The following is a 23,214-nucleotide window of genomic DNA, read 5'->3' as shown; positions in this document are numbered from 1 at the left end:
AAATATTTACTGCATTGCAAAAAAATGCAAAGATGGTGTCATGACGATTACAGTAGCTGTTTCTGGAGCCACCGGCTATGCCGGTGGCGAGGTCCTGCGTTTGCTGGCAACCCACCCCCACGTGGAAGTTAAGACGGTTGCCGCTCATTCTTCCGCTGGGCAGAAGTTGGGGGATCTTGCTCCCCACCTGCGAAAGTACTCACACCTGACGATTGCTGATACCACCGCTGAAGCTTTGGCGGGGCACGACGTTGTTTTCCTTGCCTTGCCGCACGGGGCTAGTGCCGAGGTTGCCGCCCAGTTACCTGAAGGCACTCTGGTCATTGATGCCGGTGCCGACCACCGCTTAGATGACGCGGAGGCTTGGCAGAAATTTTACGGCACTGACCACGCAGGTACCTGGCCGTATGGGCTGCCAGAGTTCCCAACGTCTGCAGGGCGGAAACAGCGCGAACAGCTGCAGGGCGTAAGTCGTATCGCTGTGCCTGGCTGCTACCCCACATCTTCCATTCTTGCGCTGGCTCCCGGTTTTGCTGCCGGTCTTTTAGAGCCTCAGGACGTTGTCATTGTGGCTGCATCCGGCACCAGCGGGGCAGGTAAAAGCCTCAAACCTCACCTGCTCTCGGCAGAAGTTATGGGTTCCATGAGCCCCTACGGGGTGGGTGGGGCACACCGTCATACCCCTGAGATTGAAGAGAAACTTTCTGCAGCAGCGGGAGAGCGGGTGCAGATTTCCTTCACACCCACTCTTGTCCCCATGCCGCGCGGGATCCTGGCAACCTGTACAGCGCGGGTCAAGCCAGGTGTTACCGAAGCCCAGCTGCGCGATGCCTGGGGTAGAGCCTATGAAGGTGAGCGCTTTGTGCACCTGCTCCCGGAGGGGCAGTGGCCCAGCACCAAGAGCGTGCAGGGGTCTAATCACGCTGAAATGCAACTGGCTTTCGATGCGCACGCTGGGCGGGTCATCGTTACTAGCGTCATCGATAATCTGACCAAAGGCACCGCTGGTGGTGCCATTCAATCCATGAATATTGCTTTGGGTCTGCCCGAATTCGAGGGCCTTGAGCAGGAAGGGCTGGCACCGTGACCGATCTGAAGCACCATGTTGAGGGTATCGAAAGTAGCGGGGTTACCTACCCTGCTGGCTTCAAAGCTGCCGGTGTAGCCGCCGGGATCTCCAGTGTCACCGGTAAACGCGATGTTGCCCTAGTGGTCAATGAAGGGGCGCAGAAGAACGCCGCCGCAGTTTTTACCACCAATAAATTCGCTGCAGCGCCCGTGCTCTGGAGCCAGCAGGTGATCACCGACGGGCGGGTGGACGCTGTGCTGCTCAACTCGGGCGGGGCTAACGCCTGCACCGGTGCCCCCGGTTTTCAGGACACCCATGCCAGCGCCGAGCAAGTTGCAGAGGTTCTGGGTGTTTCAGCCGGGGACGTCCTGGTGTGTTCAACCGGGCTGATTGGTCAGCGTCTACCCATGGATAAGTTGGGTGCCGGTATTAGCGAAGCTGCGGCTTTGCTGGGTGCTGGTGCGGCGTCCTGCCAGGAGTCCGCCCAGGCGATTATGACCACTGATACCGTGCACAAGCTAGCCGGGCAAGAGCTCACAGCAGCTGGTGGCACTTACCGTATCGGCGGTATGGCCAAGGGCGCTGGCATGCTAGCACCCGGGTTGGCAACTATGCTGGTGGTCCTGACCACCGATGCTGCCCTCACCAGCCAGCAGCTTGATACCGCGCTGCGTGAGGCCGTCCGCTTGAGCTTCAACCGGGCTGATTCCGATGGGTGCATGTCCACCAACGACACCGTGGCGCTACTGGCGTCGGGGGAATCTGGTGTTACCCCCGATCCGCAAGACTTTACCCAGGCGCTGACCGCTATCTGCCAGGACCTCGCCCTTCAGCTGATTGGAGACGCCGAGGGAGCCAGCCATGATATTCATGTGCGTACCCTGGGGGCAGCTACCGAAGCTGAGGCTGAGGAAGTCTCCCGCGCAGTTTCCCGCTCAAACCTCTTTAAGACGGCGATTTTTGGCAACGACCCCAACTGGGGCCGCATCCTCTCTGAGGTGGGCACCACCAGTGCACATTTTGAGCCCGAAAACGTGAATGTCACCATCAATGGTGTTATGGTCTGCCGGGGCGGGGGTATCGGTGAAGACCGCTCCCTGGTCGATTTGACCGCTGACCGCAAGGTTACCGTAGACATCGATCTGGCGGCAGGGGAGCACCAGGCAACGATCTGGACCAATGACCTGACCCACGACTACGTCCACGAAAACAGCGCTTACTCCAGCTAACATCTCCCCACCAACGGCCCAGAAAGAAGACATGGCACAGCAGAACAACGCCGCCGCCCGTTTTGATACGGCGCAGGAAAAAGCTAAAACCCTGACCGAAGCCTTACCCTGGATCCAGCAGTTTCGGGGCAAGATTATGGTGTTCAAGTACGGCGGGAACGCTATGATTTCTGAGGATCTGCGCGCAGCTTTTGCTGAAGATATGGTTTTTCTACGTACCATCGGCATTTGCCCGGTGGTAGTACACGGTGGTGGACCGCAGATTACTGCCATGCTGGACAAGCTGGGGATTGAGAGCGAGTTCCGGGGCGGCCTGCGCTACACCACACCTGAGGCAATGGACGTGGTGCGCATGGTACTCACCGGTCAGGTGGCTCGCGAGCTGGTGAGCCACATCAACCGCCATGGCCCTTTTGCTGTTGCGATGAGCGGGGAGGACGGCGGGCTGCTGCGTGCTCGACGCATCACAGCTCAGGTCGATGGGGTTGAGACTGACCTGGGGCTGGTGGGTGAAGTGGTTGGAGTTAACACCACGGCCATTACCTCCATGATTGAAGCTGGAAAAATCCCGGTGATTTCATCGATTGCCCCCGAGATACATGACAGGGAGAAACACCCGGATCATCATCACGGTCTGGCGGGTCTTACCGGTGAAATCCTCAACGTCAACGCAGATACAGCGGCGGCCGCCGTGGCCGCTGCGCTGGGCGCTGAGAAGCTGGTGGTGCTAACCGACGTTGAAGGGCTTTATGCCAACTGGCCTGACCGTAACTCTCTGATTAGTTCCCTCACGGTCAGCGAACTGAGGGAGATGATGCCCAGCCTCGTTTCTGGCATGATTCCCAAGATGGGTGCCTGCTTGCAAGCTGTAGAACAGGGGGTGCCGCGAGCATCGATTGTTGATGGCCGCCTACCGCACTCGCCTCTGCTTGAGATTTTCACCGATACTGGCATCGGCACTCAGCTCACACCGGACGGCCTGACTGAGGGCGCCTGGAAGCACCCAGAAGCTGACTACCGGGTACAACCGGTGACCTACTAGAGCCTGAAGAAAAGAGATAAATGTGAGTCAGCAAAACTATCTTGAAACATATTCCACCGACCTCTTGGGTGTCTTTGGTGACCCCAGCCTGGTGCTGGTACGCGGTGAGGGCTCGCGCGTCTGGGATGCAGACGGCAAACCCTACCTTGACCTGCTCGGCGGTATTGCCGTAAACGCTCTGGGCCATGCCCATCCCGCGTGGGTGAAGGCGGTGGGGGAGCAGGCTGCTACGCTGGCCCATGTTTCTAACTTTTTTACCACCCCGCAGCAGGTGGCGCTAGCCCATAAACTGCGTGCTCTGCTGGGGGCTGAGGACGCCCGTGTCTTCTTTTGCAACTCCGGTACCGAAGCGAATGAGGCTGCCTACAAGCTAGCTCGCCGCCACGGCAATCTCCATGGCAAGGGAACTATCATGGCGCTGGAGCAGGGGTTTCACGGTAGGACCATCGGAGCTTTGAGCCTGACTCATAAGCCCGCCTACCGGCAGCCTTTCGAGCCTCTGCCTACCGGCATCCAGCACATCCCTGCCACCCTGGAGGCTCTAGAAGAACACTTCACCGATGACGTCGCGGCGCTGATTGTTGAGCCCGTTCAGGGTGAAGCTGGGGTGCTGCCTCTACCTGAAGGTTATCTAGGACGAGCCCGTGAGCTAACCCGCCAGCACAATGCCTTACTTATTGTTGATGAGGTGCAAACCGGAATGGGCCGTACCGGCCGCTGGTTTGAGCACTCCCGCGAGCTAGGCGCCGCTGAGCTGCCCGATGCTATTACTCTAGCCAAGGGGCTGGGCGGAGGTTTTCCCGTGGGTGCCATGATGGTAGTTGGCGCTAAGAATGGCGCAACTCTACAGGCCGGCATGCACGGCACAACCTTTGGCGGTAACCCTCTAGCTACCGCAGCGGCGCTCGCCACCCTGGAAACCATTGAGGCCGAAGGGCTGCTGGAGCACACTGAAAATATGGGAAGCTATCTGCAACAGCAACTGGAGCAGCTAGCCGGTATTCAAACAACACGCGGGGCGGGGCTGCTTATTGGCATTGTTCTAGAGGATGCAAAGACGGACGCCGGAGCTCCGCTCGCCCCCACCTTTGTAGTGGCTGCGCGAGAAGCTGGTTTCATCGTCAACGCTCCCAATGAGAATACCGTGCGTCTGGCTCCAGCCCTGACTCTGAGCCACGAAGAAGCCGATGAGTTCATCGCTGCCTTCCCCCAAATTCTTGCCCAGGCCCTCCAGGCGTAGTGACCGGGGCGCCGCGCCCAAACTCACTATTCATCAAACGAATAAATATTAAAAATTATGCATATAATCGTTGGGGTGCACTCGTAGCCCCAGTAAAGGAGACCACCGTGGTACGTCATTTTCTCAAAGACACCGATCTCACCCCCGCCGAACAGGCTCGTGTGCTGGACCTTGCCGCTGAGATGAAGGCAGACCGCTTTGGCTTTGCCCCTCTCGCTGGGCCGCAGACCGCAGCGGTGATCTTCGATAAGACTTCTACTCGCACCCGTTTTTCCTTTCATACCGGTATCGCAGAACTGGGCGGTAACCCCCTCATTGTGAACCCGGGTGAAGCGCAAATCGGGCATAAAGAAAGCGTTTCAGACACGGCTAAAGTCATTAGCCGAATGGTCTCAACAATTATCTGGCGTACTTTTGAACACCGCGGTCTTGAAGAAATGGCGCAGCACTCTACTGTGCCGGTCATCAACGCCCTTTCTGATGACTACCACCCCTGCCAGATTCTTGCTGATCTACTCACGATCCGTGAGCACCTGGGGGAGCTGGCGGGTAAAACCATGGTCTACCTGGGGGACGCCGCTAACAACATGGCTAACTCCTACCTCCTGGGGGGAGCGACCGCCGGCATGCAGGTACGCATAGCCGGCCCGTCCAGCTACCTACCTGCCCCTGAGGTGGTAGCAGAAGCAGAAGCCCGCGCCCAGCAAACCGGCGGGTCAATCCTGGTTACCACCGACCCCGCAGAAGCACTAGCTGGGGCGGACGTAGTCATTACCGATACCTGGGTTTCCATGGGCCAGGAAGACCAAAAAGAGGCCCGCGCCCAGGTATTCAAGCCCTACACCGTAGATACCGCAGCGATGGACCAGGCAGCTGAGCACGCTATCTTCTTACACTGCCTGCCAGCCTACCGCGGCTTTGAAGTGACCGCAGAAGTTATTGACGGGCCTGCTTCGGTTGTCTTTGACGAGGCAGAAAACCGCCTTCACGCTCAGAAAGCTCTCATGGCCTTCCTCCTGGCAGAATCTGGCCTAGCTGCCAACTACCGCGCAGCTCTTACCCACTAGAAAGAACATCAATGGCAATTCCTTCCACCAAAACTGCCCGCCAGGCTCGCATTATTGAGTTACTACAAACCCACCGGGTGCGCTCGCAGGCTGACCTGGCGCAATTGCTCACCAATGACGGTCTCAAAGTTACTCAAGCCACTCTCAGTCGCGATCTAGTTGAAATTGGTGCTGAGCGGGTACGCGATGAAAAATCTGGGCTAATCTACGCAGTGCCCAACCACCCTGTGCGTCGCAGTGCCCAGGACGGCCCTGACGCTCGACTGGTTGGGCTTTTCAAGGAGTTGCTGGTGACAGCTGAGGCCTCAGCTAACCTGGTGATTCTGCGTACTCCGCCCGGGGCGGCGCAGTTCCTGGCATCGGCCATCGACCAGGCTGGTCTTGAACCGCTGCTCGGGTCCATTGCCGGTGATGATACGGTCATGGTTATTACCCGCGACCCTCTCGGGGGGGAAGCGGTAGCTGAACTCTTTCTCAGCTGGGCCGCGTAGGAATCCATCATTCCAAGCAGGCTTTGACCCTGCCCACTCGTCTCTCGCGTCTATTCCCGGGTGGTGAAGGGGTTAGCTGAAGAGCTTTTGCATATCCTCAAGCTCAAAGAACTGGGCCACCTGGGCTGGTGTTTGGGTACCTAGGGTTTCGTCCGCTCCGGCGTCCAAGAGCATGCGAGCGATGGGGAGGTTGTTGCGGAAGACAGCGCAGACCAAGGCAGTTTGCCCTCGGTCGTTCATCCGATCCAAATCAGCGCCTTCGTTGATGAGGATCTGTAGCAGGTCGGTGTGCTGATGGTAGGCAGCAAGAATGAGCAGAGTATCGCCCTTTGCGTTGGTGAGGTCAACGGGAACGCCTTGGTCGAAGAGTGACTTGAGAGCTACCGGCTTATTGTCCCGGGCTAAATCGAAGACTGAGTTAAGGAATTCGTGTTCTGTCTCGGTGAGGGCGTTATCTGTCATGCCTATACTTTGGCAGATAGCTTTACGCTGTGCAAACCTGTCGGTACTTTTCTGACAGTCTCTCCGATCGTGCTGCCGTGTTCACAGGGCTTTGTCCACACTTTATGGGAAGATGTTGTACCAAGCAGGTTAGCTAACCGAAAGGGCATGATGATTCAGTCTTTGACTTCTAAACCTACCGAGCAGAGTAATCTCTGTTTTTTGCTGACCCGTCAGGCATCTTCGCGGGACCTGGCCTTGCAGTGGGAAGGCGGGCAGCTTACCTATCAAGAGCTGGTGGGTAAAATTGACGTTGCTCGCGAATGGCTGGTTGATAGGGGAGTAAGTCACGGTGATCGTGTGGCTCTTGCCCTGCCCAATGTGCCTCAGATGGTAGCTCTTTACTATGCCACGCTTGCTCTGGGCGCCATTGCTGTGCCACTGCACCCGCTTTTGTCAGCTCGTGAGGTCCAATACCAGGTGCAGGACGCCGGAGCTCGGCTGCTGCTGGTTTGGGCCGGTACCCGGGTAGCCGGTGAATTGGCTGACCTTGATATGACAGCGGTTAATGCAGGTCTTAGTGCTGTTGAGGTTATTGATGGCAGTGTAATTTTTGAGGGGAAAGCAGAAACGCACTTTAGGCCCTGCGCTGTCGAAACTGATGCTCCTGCCGTCCTGCTCTACACCTCTGGTACAACCGGCCAGCCTAAGGGAGCAACCCTAAGCCACGCCAATATGCTGTCTAACGCGCGTTCCTGTGCTCAAGTTTTTGGTTTTAAACCAACAGATACCATCTTTGGTGGGCTTCCCCTCTTCCACGCTTTTGGACAGACCGTATCGATGAATGCAGTGTTTGCTGCTGGAGCCAGCATTGCCCTACTACCCCGTTTTACTCCCCAGGGCGCTGCGGCTTTGTGTGCAGATACTGGGGTCACTGTTTTTGCGGCGGTGCCCTCCATGTACAGTGCTATAGCTAACTATCTGGAAACAGATACTGCACTTGCGGATCGGCTGAGGGGCTCTCTACGGTTCGGTATTTCTGGAGGGGCAGCCTTGCCATCCTCGGTACACGCTGATATTGACCGCTTAGTTGACTTTCCCGTCTATGAAGGGTACGGGCTGAGTGAAACCTCCCCGGTAGTATCTTTTAATCAGGCTGAATTTGGTCTTGTCATTGGCTCGGTGGGCCGCCCCCTGCCCGGTGTCCTGGTTGAGGTCCGTGATGAGCAAGGGCATCCGCTCGGCGCAGACCAGCCGGGGCAGCTGTGGGTCAGCGGCCCTAACGTAATGACCGGTTACTGGCAGAACCCTGAGGCTAATGAGGCGGTATTTGACGGTGACTGGTTCGCAACGGGGGACGTGGCCAGATTAGATAGCCAGGGCAATATTTACATTGTGGACCGTCTCAAGGACATGATTTTGCGCAATGGTAATAGCGTCTACCCTCGTGAAATTGAGGATGTTCTCTACACTCACCCACAGGTCAGCTTAGCTGCTGTGGTGGGCACGGCAGACCTGCAAGTGGGTGAAGAGATTGTGGCTGTCATTGTGCCCCGCACTGCGGATTTGACCGAGAGCGAAGGTGATGAGCTGGTTGCTGAACTTGATCACCTGTGCCGTCAGCAACTCGCTTCCTACAAGTACCCCCGGAGTTTCCTTCTGCGTGCAGAGCTGCCGCTTGGCCCCACCGGTAAAATTCTCAAGAGGCAACTAGCGGCCTCACTGTAGAAATCTTGCCCATCTTCCAGTTACATGGTCTTAGGCGGCTGCCTTCAGGTTTCGGTTCTGCATGGAAGCACTCAGTGATGCCCCCAGGAGAATCATACGAAAACAGCGCTCGGTAGAATTGGTGAGCAGCTCTTCACCATTTTCTAGGGCATCATCTAGGCCCATGGGCAGGGGCATGATGCTGGCAAAAGCGTCAATACCAGCATCGTGAACCCGGTAGGCTTTCTCTCCGATGGATCCGGCGAGGGCGAGCACGGGGACTCCCGCGGCCTGCGCTCGAGCGGCAATTTCTGCAGGAACCTTGCCCTTGGGCGTCTGATAATCGATAGCGCCTTCTGCCGTAACCACCAGGTCAGCCTGTTGAATTTCTGTAGTGACGCTGAGGCCGGCCAACCCGGAATCAATGAGAGCCTCAAAGCGTGGGGTAAGTTCGGCTCCAATCAGTGCTAGTCCAGCACCCAAGCCTCCTGAAGCACCGGTGCCTGCTCCCGTATGAAAATCCGTAGATACTCTACCGCCGGTCATCTCATTCTGGGTGCTCTCAAGAAGGTTAGCCCAGTGAGTTAGCGCCTGATCCAACTCTTCGACCTGCTGAGGGGTGGCGCCCTTTTGGGGGCCGAAGACGCGAGCTACCCCCTTGGGTCCGGTCAAGATGTTGTGCTGGTTGAGGGCCAGTATAATGCGAACCTGTGAAAGGCGGGGGTGCAAGCCGCTGTAATCTATGCGCTCAGCGTTGGAAAGATTGGCTCCACCAAGCTGCACTTCCTGTTCGTCGGCGTCTAGAATTTTTGCACCTAGGGCAGAAAGGGCACCAGCACCTCCATCTGAGGTCCCTGAATCTCCGCAACCCACCAAAATGGTGTGTACTTCCGGGTTTGAGAGTGCAGCGGCTATTGTTTCTCCTACCCCGTAGGTAGTGGTGGCGCCAGGGTTCCTCATGTCTTTGGGAACCAGGGAGAGACCTGCTGCAGCAGCCATCTCTACCACGGCAATTCCGCGTTGAGAGCCTCCCAAAAGAGCGTAGTGAGAGTTGACGCGCTCGCCAACAGGCCCGGTGACCCCAAGCGAAACCAGGGTGCCGCCGGTTGAGGATGCTAGGAGCTTGGCGGTTCCTTCTCCTCCATCGGGGATAGGTAGGACAACGGTGTTGACTCCGGGAATAACCCTGCGGATACCTGCTGCGATAGCGTCGGCTACAACATCGGCATCAAGGCTTCCTTTGAAGCCAGAAGGGGCGATGAGGATGCGCTGGGGAATGGACATAATCATGATAGTTCTCCTTATATTGGGGCGCCGAGACATGGTGGGTGCAAGCGTCTTCGCTAGTGTTGCCACTAGGTCTTTTAGTGTTTTAAAAATTTCGCTGGGTGGTGCGATTTAGGTGTAGAGAGGCAAACCTAAGAGGGGCCAAATGAAGAAAGAAAAGAGTGCGATAAGCATGGCATGTAGCGGAGCGAGCCAGGCGCTGAGTTTCAGGAGGTCTGCTGGAGTGTAGGTTGGTCTTCCGTCCATGTTGGCAAAGAGAGCAACCGGTTTAGCGCTGGAGGTGAGGGTGTGACAGAAGCCTGCTGCAGCGGTTGAGATAAAGGCGGCTGCCACTGGATTCACCCCTAACGGTAGCGCCGCTGTGATGACGAGGGGAATAAGCACTGCGCTACGAGCACTTCTGGACTGAATGACCAGGTGAGCTGCAGTTGAAATCAGAATCACCATAAGTATGAAGATGGCTGATCCGCTAGACCCCAGTTGACTCACTGGGGCAAAAAGGGATTCAGCCAGCCAGCTTGCCGCACCTGAATCTGCTAGACCGGTTCCGATGGCTAGAGTCGCTGCCATGAAGAGCAACATGGGCCAGGGTGCTTTCTTGAGGGCTGCGCCCAGCTTGATGGAGCTAACCCCCGGAGCGGTGGCCGCCAGGGCGCCCAGTACCGCTACGATCACGGGTGTCAGACCGTGCAGAGTTTCGGTGCACCAGAGAAGTACAGCAACCAAGAGGACCAGGGCAATGTTCCGTTCGGGAGCTGTGAGCGGCCCACGGACCGGGGTATCTGATGCTTGCTCAAAATCAGCAACCGTTACTTCGATGGGACCCTGCTCCTCTCGGGAAGGACCAAAGAGCTGTAGCACTAGCTCAGTAACGACTAAGGAAGCCAACAGACCTAGACCTGAGCCCAGAATCATCCACTCCAAAAAGCCAATGGTTTCCAAACCGTAGGCGGTTAGGATTTCTGAGGTGACTAGGTGGGCGCCAGCACCAATAAAAGATGCTACAGCCGAAACCAGGATGCTGGCCGGGGCTAGGATACCCAGAGCTTTTACCAGGGCTGGGCGGTTACCCAAGGCATCCGCCAGGGCCTGGTAGATGGGCAGAGCGAGCGCAGCGCGTCCCGAAGGTGAGGGAACCAGATATACCGTCAGAAAGAGAGCTAGATTGAAAAGGTAGGCGAGCTGCCTGGGGGTCCGAGCCCGGGAAACCAACTGGGCGGTCAACCTGCGGGTGAGGCCGGAGGCAGTGAGCACCTGAGCCATAACTACAGCAGCAACCAGTAGCCACACCGCTGATGTCCCTAAGGACGCAGTGAACCGTTCCGTTGAGATGATACCGGTCAGTACCAGAGCAACAGCGGCTGCCAAAGACACATAGGTATCCGTCAGCGGGCTAAAAACCCATGCCCAGATTGCAATGATAAAGATGCTCAGGGCTAGCGCTCCTTGAAGGCTGAGTGAGGCAGACCCAAAACCAGTCCAGGTTACCGCAGCCACCAGGGTAACGGCACCAGCGAGAGAAACAACTAGTCGACCAGTGATGAAGCTGCTGTTGACCTGATTCAGAGGAGCGGTCACCGGCAACCTTTCGTCAGGGCGTTCTTGAGAGGAATAAAGTAGCTTGCTCATACAAATCGGTACCCTGCTCCACGAACGGTCACAATGTAGTCCTCCCCAATTTTTTTGCGTAGTGCTCTGATATAGACATCAACGATGTTGGAGTTGGGATCGAAGTCCACACCCCACACCTGACCCAGTAGCTGTTCGCGTGAAAGCACTTGATTCTTGTGACGCATCAGTGTTTCCAAGAGAGCAAATTCTCGAGTAGTGAGCTCTGCTGACTGTCCCGCTACCGAGACCTGGCGGCTCAGAATGTTAAGAACAAGGTCGCGGTGAGTGAGCTGGGAGGTTGGGGTCGTATCATCGGAGGCTGTATCGCGAAGACGCAGCCTAATACGAGCAATCAGCTCAGCGAACTGGAAAGGTTTGGTCATGTAGTCATTTGCCCCGTTCTCCAGACCTTCTAACGTATCGGAGACTGAGTCCCGGGCAGTCAGCATGATAATAGGGGTTTTGAGACCCTCAGCTCTCAGCGCTCGCATGATGGAGAACCCGTCCATGCCGGGAAGACCCACATCGAGGATAATCAGGTCAAAATTTCCCACTTTGGCCAGAGCATAAGCGCTACGGCCCTCATCAATTAATGTGGAGGTATAACCGGCTGATTTCAGCCCCTTAACAATAAAGGACGAGATACGCGGGTCATCTTCGATAATGAGGATGTGGCTCATCGGTTAGCTCTTTTCTGGTTCATTCTGAGGTGGGTATGTTGCTGTAATCGACTGGGTTTTTTTCGGAGGGCTAGGGGCAGGAAGGCTGATGCCAAAGATTGAGCCGGGGCCGTCTTCTGGCGCTGCAATCCATACCCCACCACCGTGGGCTTCTGCTATCGATCGAACGATGGCTAATCCCAGACCGGCTCCCATTGAGTGCTGTTTGGCAGTGGCAGGATTTTTAGCGTTATTGCGTCTGAACCTTTCAAAGAGGATCGATGCGTCCTCGGGGCTAACACCCGGGCCACGGTCCTGGACCCATAGCTTCAGTTGCCGCTCACCGCCCTGACCATAAAACTCCGATCCGATGGTGATTGCGCTTCCACTGGGGCTATACTGCGCTGCGTTGGCTGCCAGCTGAAGCATCGCCTGAGTAATGCGCTGTTCGTCCAAGCCGACCTCTCCCTCGGCAATGTCAGCAATAATCCACCGGTGGTTAGCAAAAACCTGAACCTTGGAATCGAGGGAAATCATGAGCTCGGAGACCTCAGTGGGGTGAGGCTGAACGAAGTCTGGGCGTTCAGATTTAGCCAAAGTTAGAAGGTCCGATACGATCCGCCCCATACGCTCTAACTCATCATCCACCAGGAGCAGAGTCTGTTCCTGTTCCTCGGTGCGCTCCATGAGCTCAAGGTGGCCGCGCACAATAGTGATGGGGGTGCGGAGTTCATGGCTGACCTCGTCCATGAACTGCCGTTCGGTGAGCGTTGCTTCTTCGAGACGGTCTAGCATCTTGTTGAAAGTATGACTCATTGCTGCCACGTCATCGTCTCCTTTAACCGTTACTCTGCCACTAAAATTCTTGTCGTTAATGTGCTCGGCTACCTGTCGGAGATTACGGATGGGTTTAGTAATCTGAGTAGCGATGAGCCAGGACACCAAGAGAGTGAAAGCGAGGCCAGCAACGCCAACCCAGATCATGATAAAGACGGTGTGTTGGACCGCATCTAGTTCGGGTTGAATATACTCCAGAACCAGTAGATGGCCTGTTGTTGTGCCTTGGTCGGTTCGTAGCTCAACAGCGACCTTGCCCCAATGCACTGGCCCGGCAGGTGTCTGCTCAATTCCTGAGTTGGAGGGGTTTTCCCTGAGCCCGGTGAGTAGAGCCTGATCCTGATGTAGCCGGTACCCGGTGGTTAGAGCATAGTGGTCCTGTTCTTCGAGAAAAATGATCTGGTGAGGGGTTAGACCGATGACTTGTTCCTTGTAGCCTGTGTATTGCCGGGTCACGTACGAGCCCAGCATGTCTTCTAGCGTTTCAAAAGGTCTGGCTGTTTGAGGATTGACCCCAATCTGTGCAAAGTTTCGGAACTCACCGATTTCACTTTCGGTGCTGGAATTGGCTCCCCTTCCAACATCGCTAATTAGTATTTCTCGCACGGTAAAGATGAGCCCGGTAATGATGAAGCTGGTGAGCAGAAAAGTCCAGGCAACGATGCGCAGGCGGACTGACCCGCTGCGTTCCGTGCGGGCGGATTTAGCTCGATGTTTTTCTAAGGTAGAGCGCCAGCGGGGCTTGAGGCTAATCATCGTCGTCATCCCAATCATCTTCACCCAAGTCATCGTCATCATCACTGCCTGGAGAGTACTGCGGAGCGGATGCCGGAGGTAGGGGCTGTTCAATATAAGCCGGTTCTGGGACTACAGCTGCGGGCGCTGGTGCCACCTCTTCTGCTGGCGCTGGTGCCACCACTTCTGCGGGCGCTGGTGCCACCACTTCTGCTGGCTGCGGCTCTTCTTCTGCAGCGGGTGCCTCTTGCTGACCCGCGTCATCTGCCTGATCATTATCTGTAGGAGTTGCGGAGACACTGGGCGAGGAGTTTTCTGCCGGGGTGGTTTTGATATCAAGCACCACAGGCTCGTCATCAATCTGGGGAGTAGCACTGCTGAAAGAAGTAACGAGGGCCAGGGTGGCGATGAGACCGGCCAGCGCCAGAACCAGCAGGCCAAAGGTGTATTTCTTGAACATAATTCCAGTCTGTAGGGTCTTTATAAAAGTTTCGTGAGTCCTGCATTAATGTTTTTTAATAAATACCTCTTTTTGCAGGTTAGCTCTGGGTAGAGTGGTCTTTGGTCACGGGGCGTAGCTGGTGCCTAACGTCCGCATTGTGGCAGGGTTTGAATAATTATGTTTATATGTGCATAATTATTTATAGAGAAGCGGCTCGTCCGCACCACACCATTTAGGAGCATTATGAAAGAGCGTATCGTTCTTGCCTACTCAGGCGGTCTTGACACCTCGGTAGCCATCGGTTGGATTGGCGAAGCCACCGGCGCAGAAGTTATCGCTGTGGCTGTAGATGTAGGCCAGGGCGGCGAGGACCTCGAAACAATTCGTCAGCGTGCTCTCGATTGCGGCGCCGTTGAAGCATACGTTGCAGACGCTCGCGACGAGTTCGCTAACGATTACTGCATGCCTGCTCTTAAAGCTAACGCTCTTTACATGGACGCTTACCCGCTGGTTTCGGCTGTTTCCCGGCCCGTCATCACCAAGCACCTGGTCGCTGCAGCTCAGCAGTTCGGTGCCACCACTGTGGCACATGGTTGCACTGGTAAGGGCAATGACCAGGTTCGTTTTGAGGTTGGTATTCAGACCCTGGGCCCCGAGCTCAAGTGCATCGCACCCGTGCGCGACCTCGCTCTAACTCGCGAGAAGGCTATTGATTACGCAGAGAAGAACAACCTGCCGATTGCCACCACCAAGAAGAACCCCTTCTCCATCGACCAGAACGTTTGGGGCCGCGCGGTTGAAACCGGCTTCCTAGAAGACATCTGGAACGGCCCCACCAAGGACGTTTACGACTACACCGATGACCCCACCTTTGCTCCCGTGCCGGACACCGCCGTGATTACCTTCAAGGAAGGTATTCCTGTAGCGATTGACGGCCAGGCTGTCACCCCGCTGGAAGCCATCGAAATCATGAACCGTCGTGCAGGTGCCCAGGGCATCGGCCGCATCGACATCGTTGAGGACCGTCTGGTTGGCATCAAGTCCCGCGAAATCTACGAGGCACCCGGTGCCATGGCACTGATTGCAGCCCACAAGGAACTTGAGAATGTCACCATTGAGCGTGAACAGGCTCGCTTCAAGAAGACCGTAGGGCAGCGCTGGACTGAGCTGGTCTATGACGGCCAGTGGTTCTCACCGCTGAAGAAGTCACTAGATGCCTTCATCGAGGACACCCAAAAGATGGTCAACGGCGAAATTCGCCTGGACATGCACGGCGGTCGCGCCGTTGTATCGGGCCGCCGCTCTGATACCGCGCTCTACGACTTCAACCTGGCCACCTACGATGAGGGCGATAGCTTCGACCAGTCACATGCTCGTGGTTTCATCGAGCTCTTTGGCCTGTCCTCCAAGGTTGCTTCAGCCCGCGATCAGCGTCTGGGCCTCTAAAATCCTAGAGTGATTCACCCCGCCGGCCCCGGTGCCTTCCCTCCCCAGAAATGAAAGGGTAGGGGGTCACCGGGACGGCTTTTGACTCACACCCCTGCTTTTACCACCGAAAGAGTTGAGATATGTCTGCTGATAAGCACGGCACAAATGACGGCGCTCTCTGGGGCGGACGCTTCGCTGGCGGCCCTTCTGATGCCTTAGCTGCCCTCTCCAAATCAACCCAGTTTGACTGGCGTCTGGCGCCTTATGATATTGCAGGTTCTCGTGCTCACGCGCGCGTGCTGGCTAAGGCCGGCTTGCTGACTGAAGAAGAACTGACAGGCATGATTGCTGCCCTTGACCAGCTAGAAGCAGATGTGCGTAGCGGTGTCTACACTCCGGCTGAGTCCGATGAAGACGTACACGGTTCACTGGAAAAGGGTCTTATCGAACGCGCTGGTGCTGATTTGGGCGGTAAGCTCCGTGCCGGGCGCTCGCGCAATGACCAGATTGCAACTCTCGGCCGTATGTATCTTCGTGATCATGCCTCCATTATCGCTCAGGGCGTGGTAGATGCCATTGATGCGCTCATCGCCCAGGCTGAGGAGCACCCCTATGCTCCCATGCCCGGCCGCACCCACCTGCAGCACGCGCAGCCGATTTTGCTCTCCCACCAGCTACTGGCTCATGCGTGGGCCCTGTCTCGCGACCTGGACCGTTTACTGGACTGGGACAAGCGCGCTGCTGTCTCACCCTACGGCTCGGGTGCTCTTGCCGGGTCATCTTTGGGGCTTGACCCCGAAGCTGTGGCCCACGACTTGGGCTTTAGCTCGGCTGTCCATAATTCGATTGATGGCACTGCCTCACGCGATGTCTACGCTGAGTTCGCTTGGATCTGCGCCATGATTTCGGTGGATCTTTCCCGCATCTCAGAAGAGGTTATTCTTTGGGCAACGAAAGAGTTCTCCTTCGTAAAGCTACACGATAGCTTCTCTACCGGCAGCTCGATTATGCCTCAGAAGAAAAACCCTGATATCGCTGAACTGGCTCGCGGTAAAGCTGGCCGCCTCATCGGTGACCTTACCGGCTTACTGGCAACCCTCAAGGCTCTGCCTCTGGCCTATAACCGTGATTTGCAGGAGGATAAGGAGCCGGTCTTCGATGCTATTGACCAGCTTGAGGTACTTCTACCTGCGGTCTCTGGCATGATTGCCACCCTGACCTTCAACACTGACCGTCTAGCTGAGCTGGCCCCTCAGGGCTTTGCTCTGGCAACCGATATCGCTGAGTGGCTGGTGCGTGAGGGAGTGCCCTTCCGTGTGGCTCACGAGCTGGCCGGAGAAGCGGTGCAGGTGTGCGAAGACAAAGACTGCGAGCTGTGGGATTTGACGGACGAAGAGTACCTAGCAATTTCACCCCACCTACATGCGGGTGTCCGCGAAGTGCTCACCGTTGAAGGGTCTCTGAACTCCCGCAGCGCCCAGGGCGGCACTGCCCCGTCTGCTGTGGCTACTCAGTTGGAAGCGCTTAAGAGTGAGCTAGAACCTGCGCGTGCTTTCGCCGCCCGCCCTCAGATCATCAGCTAATACTTTTGTCTTTCAACGGACTACCCGCGCTACAGTAGTGGGTAGTCCGTTGTTATTTTTACAGTAGAAAAAGAACTATGCACCTTCTCGATAGACTCAGAACCTTGAGGGACTCCTTTGTAATGATTCCAGCCCTGTTCATCACAACGGCAATCGTTCTCTCTTTCGCACTGGTGGCTCTTGACCGCTCTGTAGCCTACGGGCCAGAAGCCACGAGCGTCTTTTTCTTCACCGTAGGGCCAGAAGGTGCCCGCGGCATCCTCTCGGCTATTGCCTCAACGGTGCTCTCCGTAGCAACCATGGCCTTCTCCATTACCATCTCGGTGATGTCTACAGCCAGTAGTTCATTCGGGCCCCGCCTCGTCCGTAACTTCATGTCGGATCGTGGAAACCAAATCGTGCTGGGTACCTTCACATCTACCTTCCTCTATTGCCTGATGGTTATGCGCACCATTCAAAGTGATGACACTGACGTATCGCAAGGATCTTTCGTACCTCACCTGGCTGTTAACTTTTCCATGGTGCTGGCTTTAGCCTGTGTTGCTGTGCTGATCTACTTCATTAACCACATCGCTTCGGGCATTCAAGTCTCCACGATCGCTACTACTGTTCAGCAAAAATATCTCAAGCTCATTGAAAAACGCTTCCACGCTGAAGAGGCCGCAAGCGAAGCCTTTGAAAGCTACAGCGACAATCACCTGCCAGATGCCTTTACCTATCAGGTGCACGCAGAGACAAACGGCTACGTCGTCGATATTGAGCGCCTAACACTGGGCAAAAAACTGGCAAAGAGTATAGCTGGGGTTCACATTTTCGTGTGCCCCGGCGACCACCTGGTCAAAGGCCAGCTCATTGCAACTATCCAGGCACCGCGAGAACTTGATGACCAGCAGGTGGAGCAAATTTCCTCAACTGTGCGTCAGCTCTGCTCAGTGGGGGAGTCGAGAACTGAGTACGATGACATTCGCTTCCTTCAAGACCAAATCGTAGAGCTAGGTGTGCGTGCGCTGTCACCCGGAACAAATGACCCCTTCACGCTTACTAATTCCACCCACGAATTGACTGTGGGGCTCATCCGTGCTGCCCAGGCAGAGCACGCCAAAAACTCCGTCTTTGTGGGTGGCGAACTCAAGGTCCGTTTTGAGCCTGTTGAGGCGAGTGAACTGGTGGATTCAGCCTTCGATAATTTCAGGTCGTATGCTCTAAACCATGAACAGTGCGTGATTGACCTACTGAACATGGCTGGGAAAGTCATTGCCCTGGGTGATAACGAGCCGGCCGTGGCCCGTGCCCGCTGGCACGCGGCCGTCCTGCTGGAATACTTTAGGGCTACTAAACCTCATGATTATTCGCTAGCGCTGGTGACTGACGCCTATGAACGGTATGTGGTAGAGCACCGGTTCTAGTCTGTTTTCGGCGTAAGGGCTGCCAACCCAGACCGCGTATACTAGCTGATGACGTTTTTTGCGCATGAGCGTAACCACTGATGATTGAAGGCGTAACCGTCCATGATTAAGCCCGTTGATTCCTTCCTGCCTCTTGAAGAGCAGATTCCTTCTGCCTGCGCGCAGATTCAGGACTACCCTAAGGAGGGCATCCTCTTCTACGATGTAACCACCCTTTTTGCTAACCCTGAGGTTTTCCGCCGTGCTATGGACGAGCTGGCAGCCCGTTTTGAGGGTCAATTCGATATCGTGGCTGGCGTTGAGGCGCGCGGTTTTCTCATGGCTTCCGCCCTGGCGTATATTGCCGGAACCGGTGTGATGACCGTGCGTAAGGCGGGAAAGCTGCCCCGCGATACCTATATGAAGGAATACGAGCTGGAGTACGGTTCGGCTGCCATCGAAATTCATAAGGAAGATATCCCTGCAGGCACTCGCGTGATGCTGGTTGATGATCTGCTGGCAACCGGCGGCACTTTGGAGGCTGCAACCCATCTGATGAAGATGGCTGACCTTGAGGTTGCCGGTATCGGTGTGCTCCTTGAGCTGGAAGGCCTCGGTGGCCGCGAGCTTTTAGCCGGTAACCGTGTTGAAGCGCTGGCATTGGTCTCTGAGTAAACCAAGAATTTTTTGTGAAGGGCCGTTGACGGTCCATCATTTTTTCGGCGGGTCCATCCCATGCCGGGCCCCTCGAATTTTCATCGACCATTATCTCTGCACCTTCTGAATGCGGCCATCCCGGCGCCCTTTTGCTTTACCCCAAGCCCGGTATAGAATAGAGGGCTTTACTTTTCCGTGATGAAGGGTGCCCTCTTGACTGAGAACACTAACGCTAGCCCCACCCAGACAACGTCTGAAGCCGCTTTTGAGCGGGAACTTGCGGGGGAGCGAGCCTACGTTGGACAGCTTTATCAGCGTCTCGATCAGTTGCGTGAGGCCACCGAGTCTAAGCTGCGCAGCACCCGCAAGAACCAGTCGGTAGGCAACCACCAGAACCGTTCTGAACGCGATGCCTATGCCAGTTTCTACGAAGATCGGTTGGCACAGTACAATGCAGTCGATCACCGCCTTGCCTTCGGACGTCTAGATATGGACGACGACGCGGTGCGCTACGTCGGCAGAATCGGCCTTGCCACCGAAGAACACGAACGGCTGCTCATTGATTGGCGTGCCCCGGAGGCAGGCACTTTCTACCAGGCAACCGCTTTCAATCGCCAGGGCGTGCGCCGCCGCCGCCACCTCATGCTAGAGCGCCGTGAGGTGACCGGTTTTGAAGACGATGTGCTCGATTCAGCCATGCTTGACGATGAGGATGCTAGCCTGCACGGTGAAGGGGCTCTGCTGGCAGCACTCAACCGCAAGCGCACCGGTCGCATGGGGGATATCGTTGCCACCATCCAGGCTGAGCAGGACGCTATTATCCGTGCTGACCTTGCGGGGGTTCGCGTCGTCCAGGGTGGCCCCGGTACTGGTAAGACGGCAGTAGCTTTGCACCGCGCCGCCTACTTGCTCTATACCTTCAGAGAACGCCTGAATAATTCGGGCGTTCTGGTAGTCGGTCCTTCATCATCCTTCATGTGGTACATCGAGCGTGTGCTCCCTTCCCTGGGCGAAACCGGCGTTGTGATGTCCTCACTCGCCACTCTCTACCCGGGGCTCCGGGCAGTGCCTGAGACTGATCCGGCAGTCGCCCGCGTTAAAGGTGATTTGCGCATGGCTGAAGTTATTAAGAAAGCCGTTGCTGACCGCCAAAAAGTGCCAGCTACTTCCGTTCGTCTGGCCGTCGATTCAATGGATATCACCCTTAGCCCCAAGCTGGTCAAGCACGCCCGTGCCACCGCTCGGTCTACCGGAAAACCCCATAACGAGGCGCGTGAAACCTTCGTCAAGGTTTTACTTAAAGAGCTAACCCGGCAACTCAACGAAAAATTGGATGCCGCTGCTGGGCACGCTGTTGACCGTCCCTACCTAGAAGAAGACGTCCGTAACTCTCTGGATGTCCGCCGTGCCATCAACCTGGCCTGGATGCCCCTGTCCGCTGAGACATTGGTGCGCTCACTTTTCTCTAAACCTGAGTACCTGGCCTCAGCCACCCAGGGTATTCTGACCGATGCTGAACGCCAGGTATTAGTTCGCTCTGCAGATCAGCCTTTCACCGAGTCCGATGTCCCTCTGCTAGATGAAGCAGCTGAGCTTTTGGGTGACTTTTCTAAGATCACTGGTGCCGCTGCCGCCCAGCGTGCTGAGGCTGCCCACCAGGCAAACCTAGAGAATGCCCGCAAGGCGCTAGAGAACGCTAACCAGCAGTTAGAAGATATCGGCGTGGACGGTGTCATCACCGCTGAGCAAATTGCTGAACTTAACGAAGAAACCGGTGAACGCATGACGGCAGCTCGAGCTGCTAAGAGCGACCGTACTTGGGCCTACGGTCACGTAGTGATTGATGAGGCTCAGGAGCTTTCTGCTATGCAATGGCGTTTGCTGATGCGCCGTTGCCCCATGAAGTCGTTCACCGTGGTGGGCGATATTGCTCAGGCGTCCAGCGCGGCGGCAGCTTCATCCTGGGCACAGGCTCTAAAGCCTTTCGTTGGGGAGCGCTTTCACCTAGATGAGCTGACCGTCAATTACCGCACACCTGCCCAGATTTCGGACGCCGCGGTGTCGGTGGCACGAGCTGCGGGCCTTGAGATCAGCGCCCCTCGAGCGATTCGTGAGGGAAACTGGTCGCCGTCCACTCGCGTGGTGGGGGCAGAGAACCTCATTCCAAGCGTTGTTGCTACCGTGAGCGAAGAGGTTGCTCAGACCGGGGGAGGACTCATCGGCGTTATCGTTGCTGATTCTCGCTACCGTGAGGTTGCCTCTGCGATTTCAACTGCTCACCGTGATAACACGGGCACTTCAAAATCTGCCCTTGAACATCAGATTCTTGTGCTCACTCCCTGGGAGGCCAAGGGCTTGGAGTTCGACGTGGTAATTATTGTTGAACCCATGGACCTTATAGAAGCGGCCAACGGCTCGGTGGGCGATCTTTACGTGTCTATGACAAGACCTACTCAGCGTCTGCACCTAATTGCTGGAACCGATTTGCCGGCCGGTCTCTAAACTTCTCACAGAGAGAAAGCCACTGCCTACCGTTACCGCGTGCTTCTGCCCAGCTGGTAACTTTAAGGGCAGTGGCTATTGCTACCACCGTATTCACACTAAACAGGAGTAACCGTGTCTGAAGAGACTCTTGCAGCTCAGCACAACGACGATTCCTTCGCCAACGTTTGGCAGGAATTGAAGTGGCGTGGCCTTGTGCACGTCAGCACCGATGAAGAAGCGCTGGAAAAGGCCCTGAGCGAAGAGTCCATCAATTTCTATATCGGCTACGATCCCACTGCTGCCTCCTTGCACCTGGGGCACCTGGTTCAGCTTTTGCTGATGCGTCGCCTGCAACTAGCTGGGCACAACCCCTTCGGTCTCGTCGGCGGTGCCACCGGTCTGATTGGTGACCCCCGTCAGACCTCCGAGCGCGTGCTGAACTCACGCGACGTTGTTGAAGGTTGGGTCGATCGTCTGCGCGGTCAGATTGAACGCTTCCTCTCCTTTGAAGGTGAACACGCAGCTCGCATGGTCAATAACTTGGAATGGACCAGCGAACTGTCAGCTATCGACTTCCTGCGTGAAATCGGTAAGAACTTCCGTGTGGGCACCATGATTAAAAAAGAGATCGTGGCTAAGCGCCTGAACTCAGACGAGGGTATCTCTTACACCGAGTTCTCCTACCAGATTCTTCAGGGCAATGACTTCTTAGAACTTAACCGTCGCTACGATATCTCCCTGCAGTGCGGTGGCTCAGATCAGTGGGGCAACCTAACTTCAGGTACTGAGCTAGTCCGCAAGGTAGAAGGCAAGTCTGTTCACGCTATGGGCACCCCGCTCATCACTAACTCAGATGGCACCAAGTTCGGTAAGTCGGAGGGCAACGCTATTTGGCTAGATCCTGAGATGTGCTCGCCTTACGCTTTCTACCAGTTCTGGCTGAACACAGCTGATGCGGACGTGGCTGACCGCCTTAAGGTCTTTACCTTCAAGACTCGTGAGGAAATTGCCCAGCTGCAGAAGTCAGTAGAAGAAGAACCTTTCAAACGTCTTGCCCAGAAGACCTTGGCCTACGACGTTACCTCATTGGTGCACGGGGTAGATGCTACCGAAAAGGTCATTGCTGCATCCGAAGCACTTTTCGGTAAGGGAGATTTCGCTGCACTTGATGAAGCAACTCTGAAGGCAGCAACCGCTGAGTTGCCTCATGCTGTTTTGAATCGGGATCAGCTGGACATGATTACCGTCTTAACCGAGACGGGGCTGGCAGAGTCTAAGTCTGCAGCTCGCCGAACCCTCAAAGAGGGCGGTGCAGCGATCAACAACGTAAAGGTGCAGGGTGAGGACGCCGCCCTGGCAGAGCCCGATCTGCTCTTAGGTAAGTACGCTGTGGTCCGCCGCGGCAAGAAGAACATGGCAATGGTAGAGGTTGCCTAGTACCTTGAAAAATTCAATAATCTAAATTTCCGTGGGTGGGAGCGAGCTAGAGCTTGCTCCCACCCACACTTTTTAAAAAGGAGTGATCACTGTCAATGAACTGAATCACGAAAAAGGGTGCTTTTAGGTGCTGAAACAGTGGAATAGAAAAAATTCTAAAAATATTTTCAAACGTTTAACCCTGTGTTCACTAGTAAATATATAAATCTGCACTCTCTAAAAGTAGCCTGCATCACCTCAATGGGGTGCAGATCAGGTTGCGCCCCTGTTTGAACCTGCGTAAAGTATTACCAGTCGCCGCGGCACAGGGATAAAAACCTGAAGGCCACGGAAGGACAAAACGCCTAATCACATAGTGTTTCCCACTGCTTGAAGAAGAAGAA

Annotated in this window: 19 protein-coding genes; 13 read left to right on the top strand and 6 right to left on the bottom strand. The window is 55.8% G+C overall.

Features of this window, described 5'->3' with window-relative positions:
* The first annotated feature begins 40 nt into the window (after positions 1 to 40).
* The 6 genes from argC to ABD982_RS06565 all read left to right on the top strand — a co-directional run bounded on the left by argC (position 41) and on the right by ABD982_RS06565 (position 6,138).
* Positions 41 to 1,087 (top strand): N-acetyl-gamma-glutamyl-phosphate reductase, encoded by a 1,047-nt coding sequence (gene argC / locus ABD982_RS06590; RefSeq protein ID WP_345445846.1) that lies wholly within the window; start codon positions 41 to 43, stop codon positions 1,085 to 1,087.
* On the top strand, positions 1,084 to 2,298 hold the full coding sequence (gene argJ, locus ABD982_RS06585; RefSeq protein ID WP_345445844.1) for a bifunctional glutamate N-acetyltransferase/amino-acid acetyltransferase ArgJ: 1,215 nt from the start codon (positions 1,084 to 1,086) through the stop codon (positions 2,296 to 2,298). Before argC ends, argJ begins: the two co-directional genes overlap by 4 nt.
* 31 nt (positions 2,299 to 2,329) lie before the next feature.
* A complete protein-coding gene (gene argB, locus ABD982_RS06580) occupies positions 2,330 to 3,340 on the top strand; it encodes an acetylglutamate kinase (RefSeq protein ID WP_251380856.1) in 1,011 nt (336 codons plus the stop codon).
* Positions 3,341 to 3,362: 22 nt separating this feature from the next.
* The gene (locus ABD982_RS06575) at positions 3,363 to 4,580 is read left to right on the top strand and encodes an acetylornithine transaminase (RefSeq protein WP_345445841.1); all 1,218 of its coding nucleotides are present in this window, start codon (positions 3,363 to 3,365) and stop codon (positions 4,578 to 4,580) included.
* Positions 4,581 to 4,687: 107 nt separating this feature from the next.
* Entirely contained in the window at positions 4,688 to 5,647 is a 960-nt protein-coding gene (argF, locus tag ABD982_RS06570) for an ornithine carbamoyltransferase (RefSeq protein ID WP_345445839.1), read from the top strand.
* A gap of 11 nt (positions 5,648 to 5,658) precedes the next feature.
* Positions 5,659 to 6,138 carry an arginine repressor gene (locus ABD982_RS06565; protein ID WP_251380859.1) on the top strand — a complete coding sequence of 160 codons (480 nt, stop codon included), beginning with the start codon at positions 5,659 to 5,661 and terminating at the stop codon, positions 6,136 to 6,138.
* Positions 6,139 to 6,210: 72 nt separating this feature from the next.
* On the opposite strand, the gene ABD982_RS06560 is transcribed toward ABD982_RS06565, so the two are convergent.
* Positions 6,211 to 6,600 (bottom strand): ankyrin repeat domain-containing protein, encoded by a 390-nt coding sequence (locus ABD982_RS06560; RefSeq protein ID WP_251380860.1) that lies wholly within the window; start codon positions 6,598 to 6,600, stop codon positions 6,211 to 6,213.
* A gap of 147 nt (positions 6,601 to 6,747) precedes the next feature.
* On the opposite strand from ABD982_RS06560, the gene ABD982_RS06555 reads away from it, so the two are divergent.
* The gene (locus tag ABD982_RS06555) at positions 6,748 to 8,307 is read left to right on the top strand and encodes an AMP-binding protein (RefSeq protein WP_345445835.1); all 1,560 of its coding nucleotides are present in this window, start codon (positions 6,748 to 6,750) and stop codon (positions 8,305 to 8,307) included.
* A gap of 30 nt (positions 8,308 to 8,337) precedes the next feature.
* On the opposite strand, the gene ABD982_RS06550 is transcribed toward ABD982_RS06555, so the two are convergent.
* From ABD982_RS06550 to ABD982_RS06530, 5 genes are all read right to left on the bottom strand, one after another.
* Complete coding sequence (locus ABD982_RS06550) at positions 8,338 to 9,576, bottom strand: glycerate kinase family protein (RefSeq protein WP_345445833.1); 1,239 nt, start codon at positions 9,574 to 9,576, stop codon at positions 8,338 to 8,340.
* Positions 9,577 to 9,684: 108 nt separating this feature from the next.
* On the bottom strand, positions 9,685 to 11,202 hold the full coding sequence (locus ABD982_RS06545; protein ID WP_345445831.1) for an SLC13 family permease: 1,518 nt from the start codon (positions 11,200 to 11,202) through the stop codon (positions 9,685 to 9,687).
* Positions 11,199 to 11,864, bottom strand: a complete 666-nt coding sequence (locus ABD982_RS06540; RefSeq protein ID WP_251380864.1) for a response regulator transcription factor — start codon at positions 11,862 to 11,864, stop codon at positions 11,199 to 11,201. Before ABD982_RS06540 ends, ABD982_RS06545 begins: the two co-directional genes overlap by 4 nt.
* Before the next feature lie 3 nt (positions 11,865 to 11,867).
* Positions 11,868 to 13,445, bottom strand: a complete 1,578-nt coding sequence (locus tag ABD982_RS06535; protein ID WP_345445825.1) for a sensor histidine kinase — start codon at positions 13,443 to 13,445, stop codon at positions 11,868 to 11,870.
* Complete coding sequence (locus ABD982_RS06530) at positions 13,429 to 13,875, bottom strand: hypothetical protein (protein ID WP_345445824.1); 447 nt, start codon at positions 13,873 to 13,875, stop codon at positions 13,429 to 13,431. The genes ABD982_RS06535 and ABD982_RS06530 overlap by 17 nt, the downstream gene beginning before the upstream one ends.
* A gap of 225 nt (positions 13,876 to 14,100) precedes the next feature.
* Between ABD982_RS06530 and ABD982_RS06525 the strand changes: the two genes are divergently transcribed.
* From ABD982_RS06525 to tyrS, 6 genes are all read left to right on the top strand, one after another.
* The gene (locus ABD982_RS06525; protein ID WP_251380867.1) at positions 14,101 to 15,303 is read left to right on the top strand and encodes an argininosuccinate synthase; all 1,203 of its coding nucleotides are present in this window, start codon (positions 14,101 to 14,103) and stop codon (positions 15,301 to 15,303) included.
* A 122-nt stretch (positions 15,304 to 15,425) separates the two neighbouring features.
* The gene (gene argH, locus ABD982_RS06520) at positions 15,426 to 16,868 is read left to right on the top strand and encodes an argininosuccinate lyase (protein ID WP_345445820.1); all 1,443 of its coding nucleotides are present in this window, start codon (positions 15,426 to 15,428) and stop codon (positions 16,866 to 16,868) included.
* Positions 16,869 to 16,945: 77 nt separating this feature from the next.
* On the top strand, positions 16,946 to 18,274 hold the full coding sequence (locus ABD982_RS06515; RefSeq protein ID WP_345445818.1) for a DUF2254 domain-containing protein: 1,329 nt from the start codon (positions 16,946 to 16,948) through the stop codon (positions 18,272 to 18,274).
* 102 nt (positions 18,275 to 18,376) lie between these two features.
* Positions 18,377 to 18,928, top strand: coding sequence for an adenine phosphoribosyltransferase (locus ABD982_RS06510; RefSeq protein ID WP_345445816.1), 552 nt, complete (start codon positions 18,377 to 18,379; stop codon positions 18,926 to 18,928).
* Between the two features lie 180 nt (positions 18,929 to 19,108).
* On the top strand, positions 19,109 to 21,412 hold the full coding sequence (locus ABD982_RS06505; RefSeq protein WP_425570033.1) for a HelD family protein: 2,304 nt from the start codon (positions 19,109 to 19,111) through the stop codon (positions 21,410 to 21,412).
* Positions 21,413 to 21,526: 114 nt separating this feature from the next.
* Positions 21,527 to 22,831 (top strand): tyrosine--tRNA ligase, encoded by a 1,305-nt coding sequence (gene tyrS, locus ABD982_RS06500; RefSeq protein ID WP_345445812.1) that lies wholly within the window; start codon positions 21,527 to 21,529, stop codon positions 22,829 to 22,831.
* Positions 22,832 to 23,214: the final 383 nt, after the last annotated feature.

Origin of the sequence: Rothia endophytica (assembly GCF_039543885.1) — a bacterium.
Classification (GTDB): Bacteria; Actinomycetota; Actinomycetes; order Actinomycetales; family Micrococcaceae; genus Rothia; species Rothia endophytica.
The sequence above is the reverse complement of the archived record's forward strand: the minus strand, read 5'-3'. Positions and strand labels throughout refer to the sequence as shown.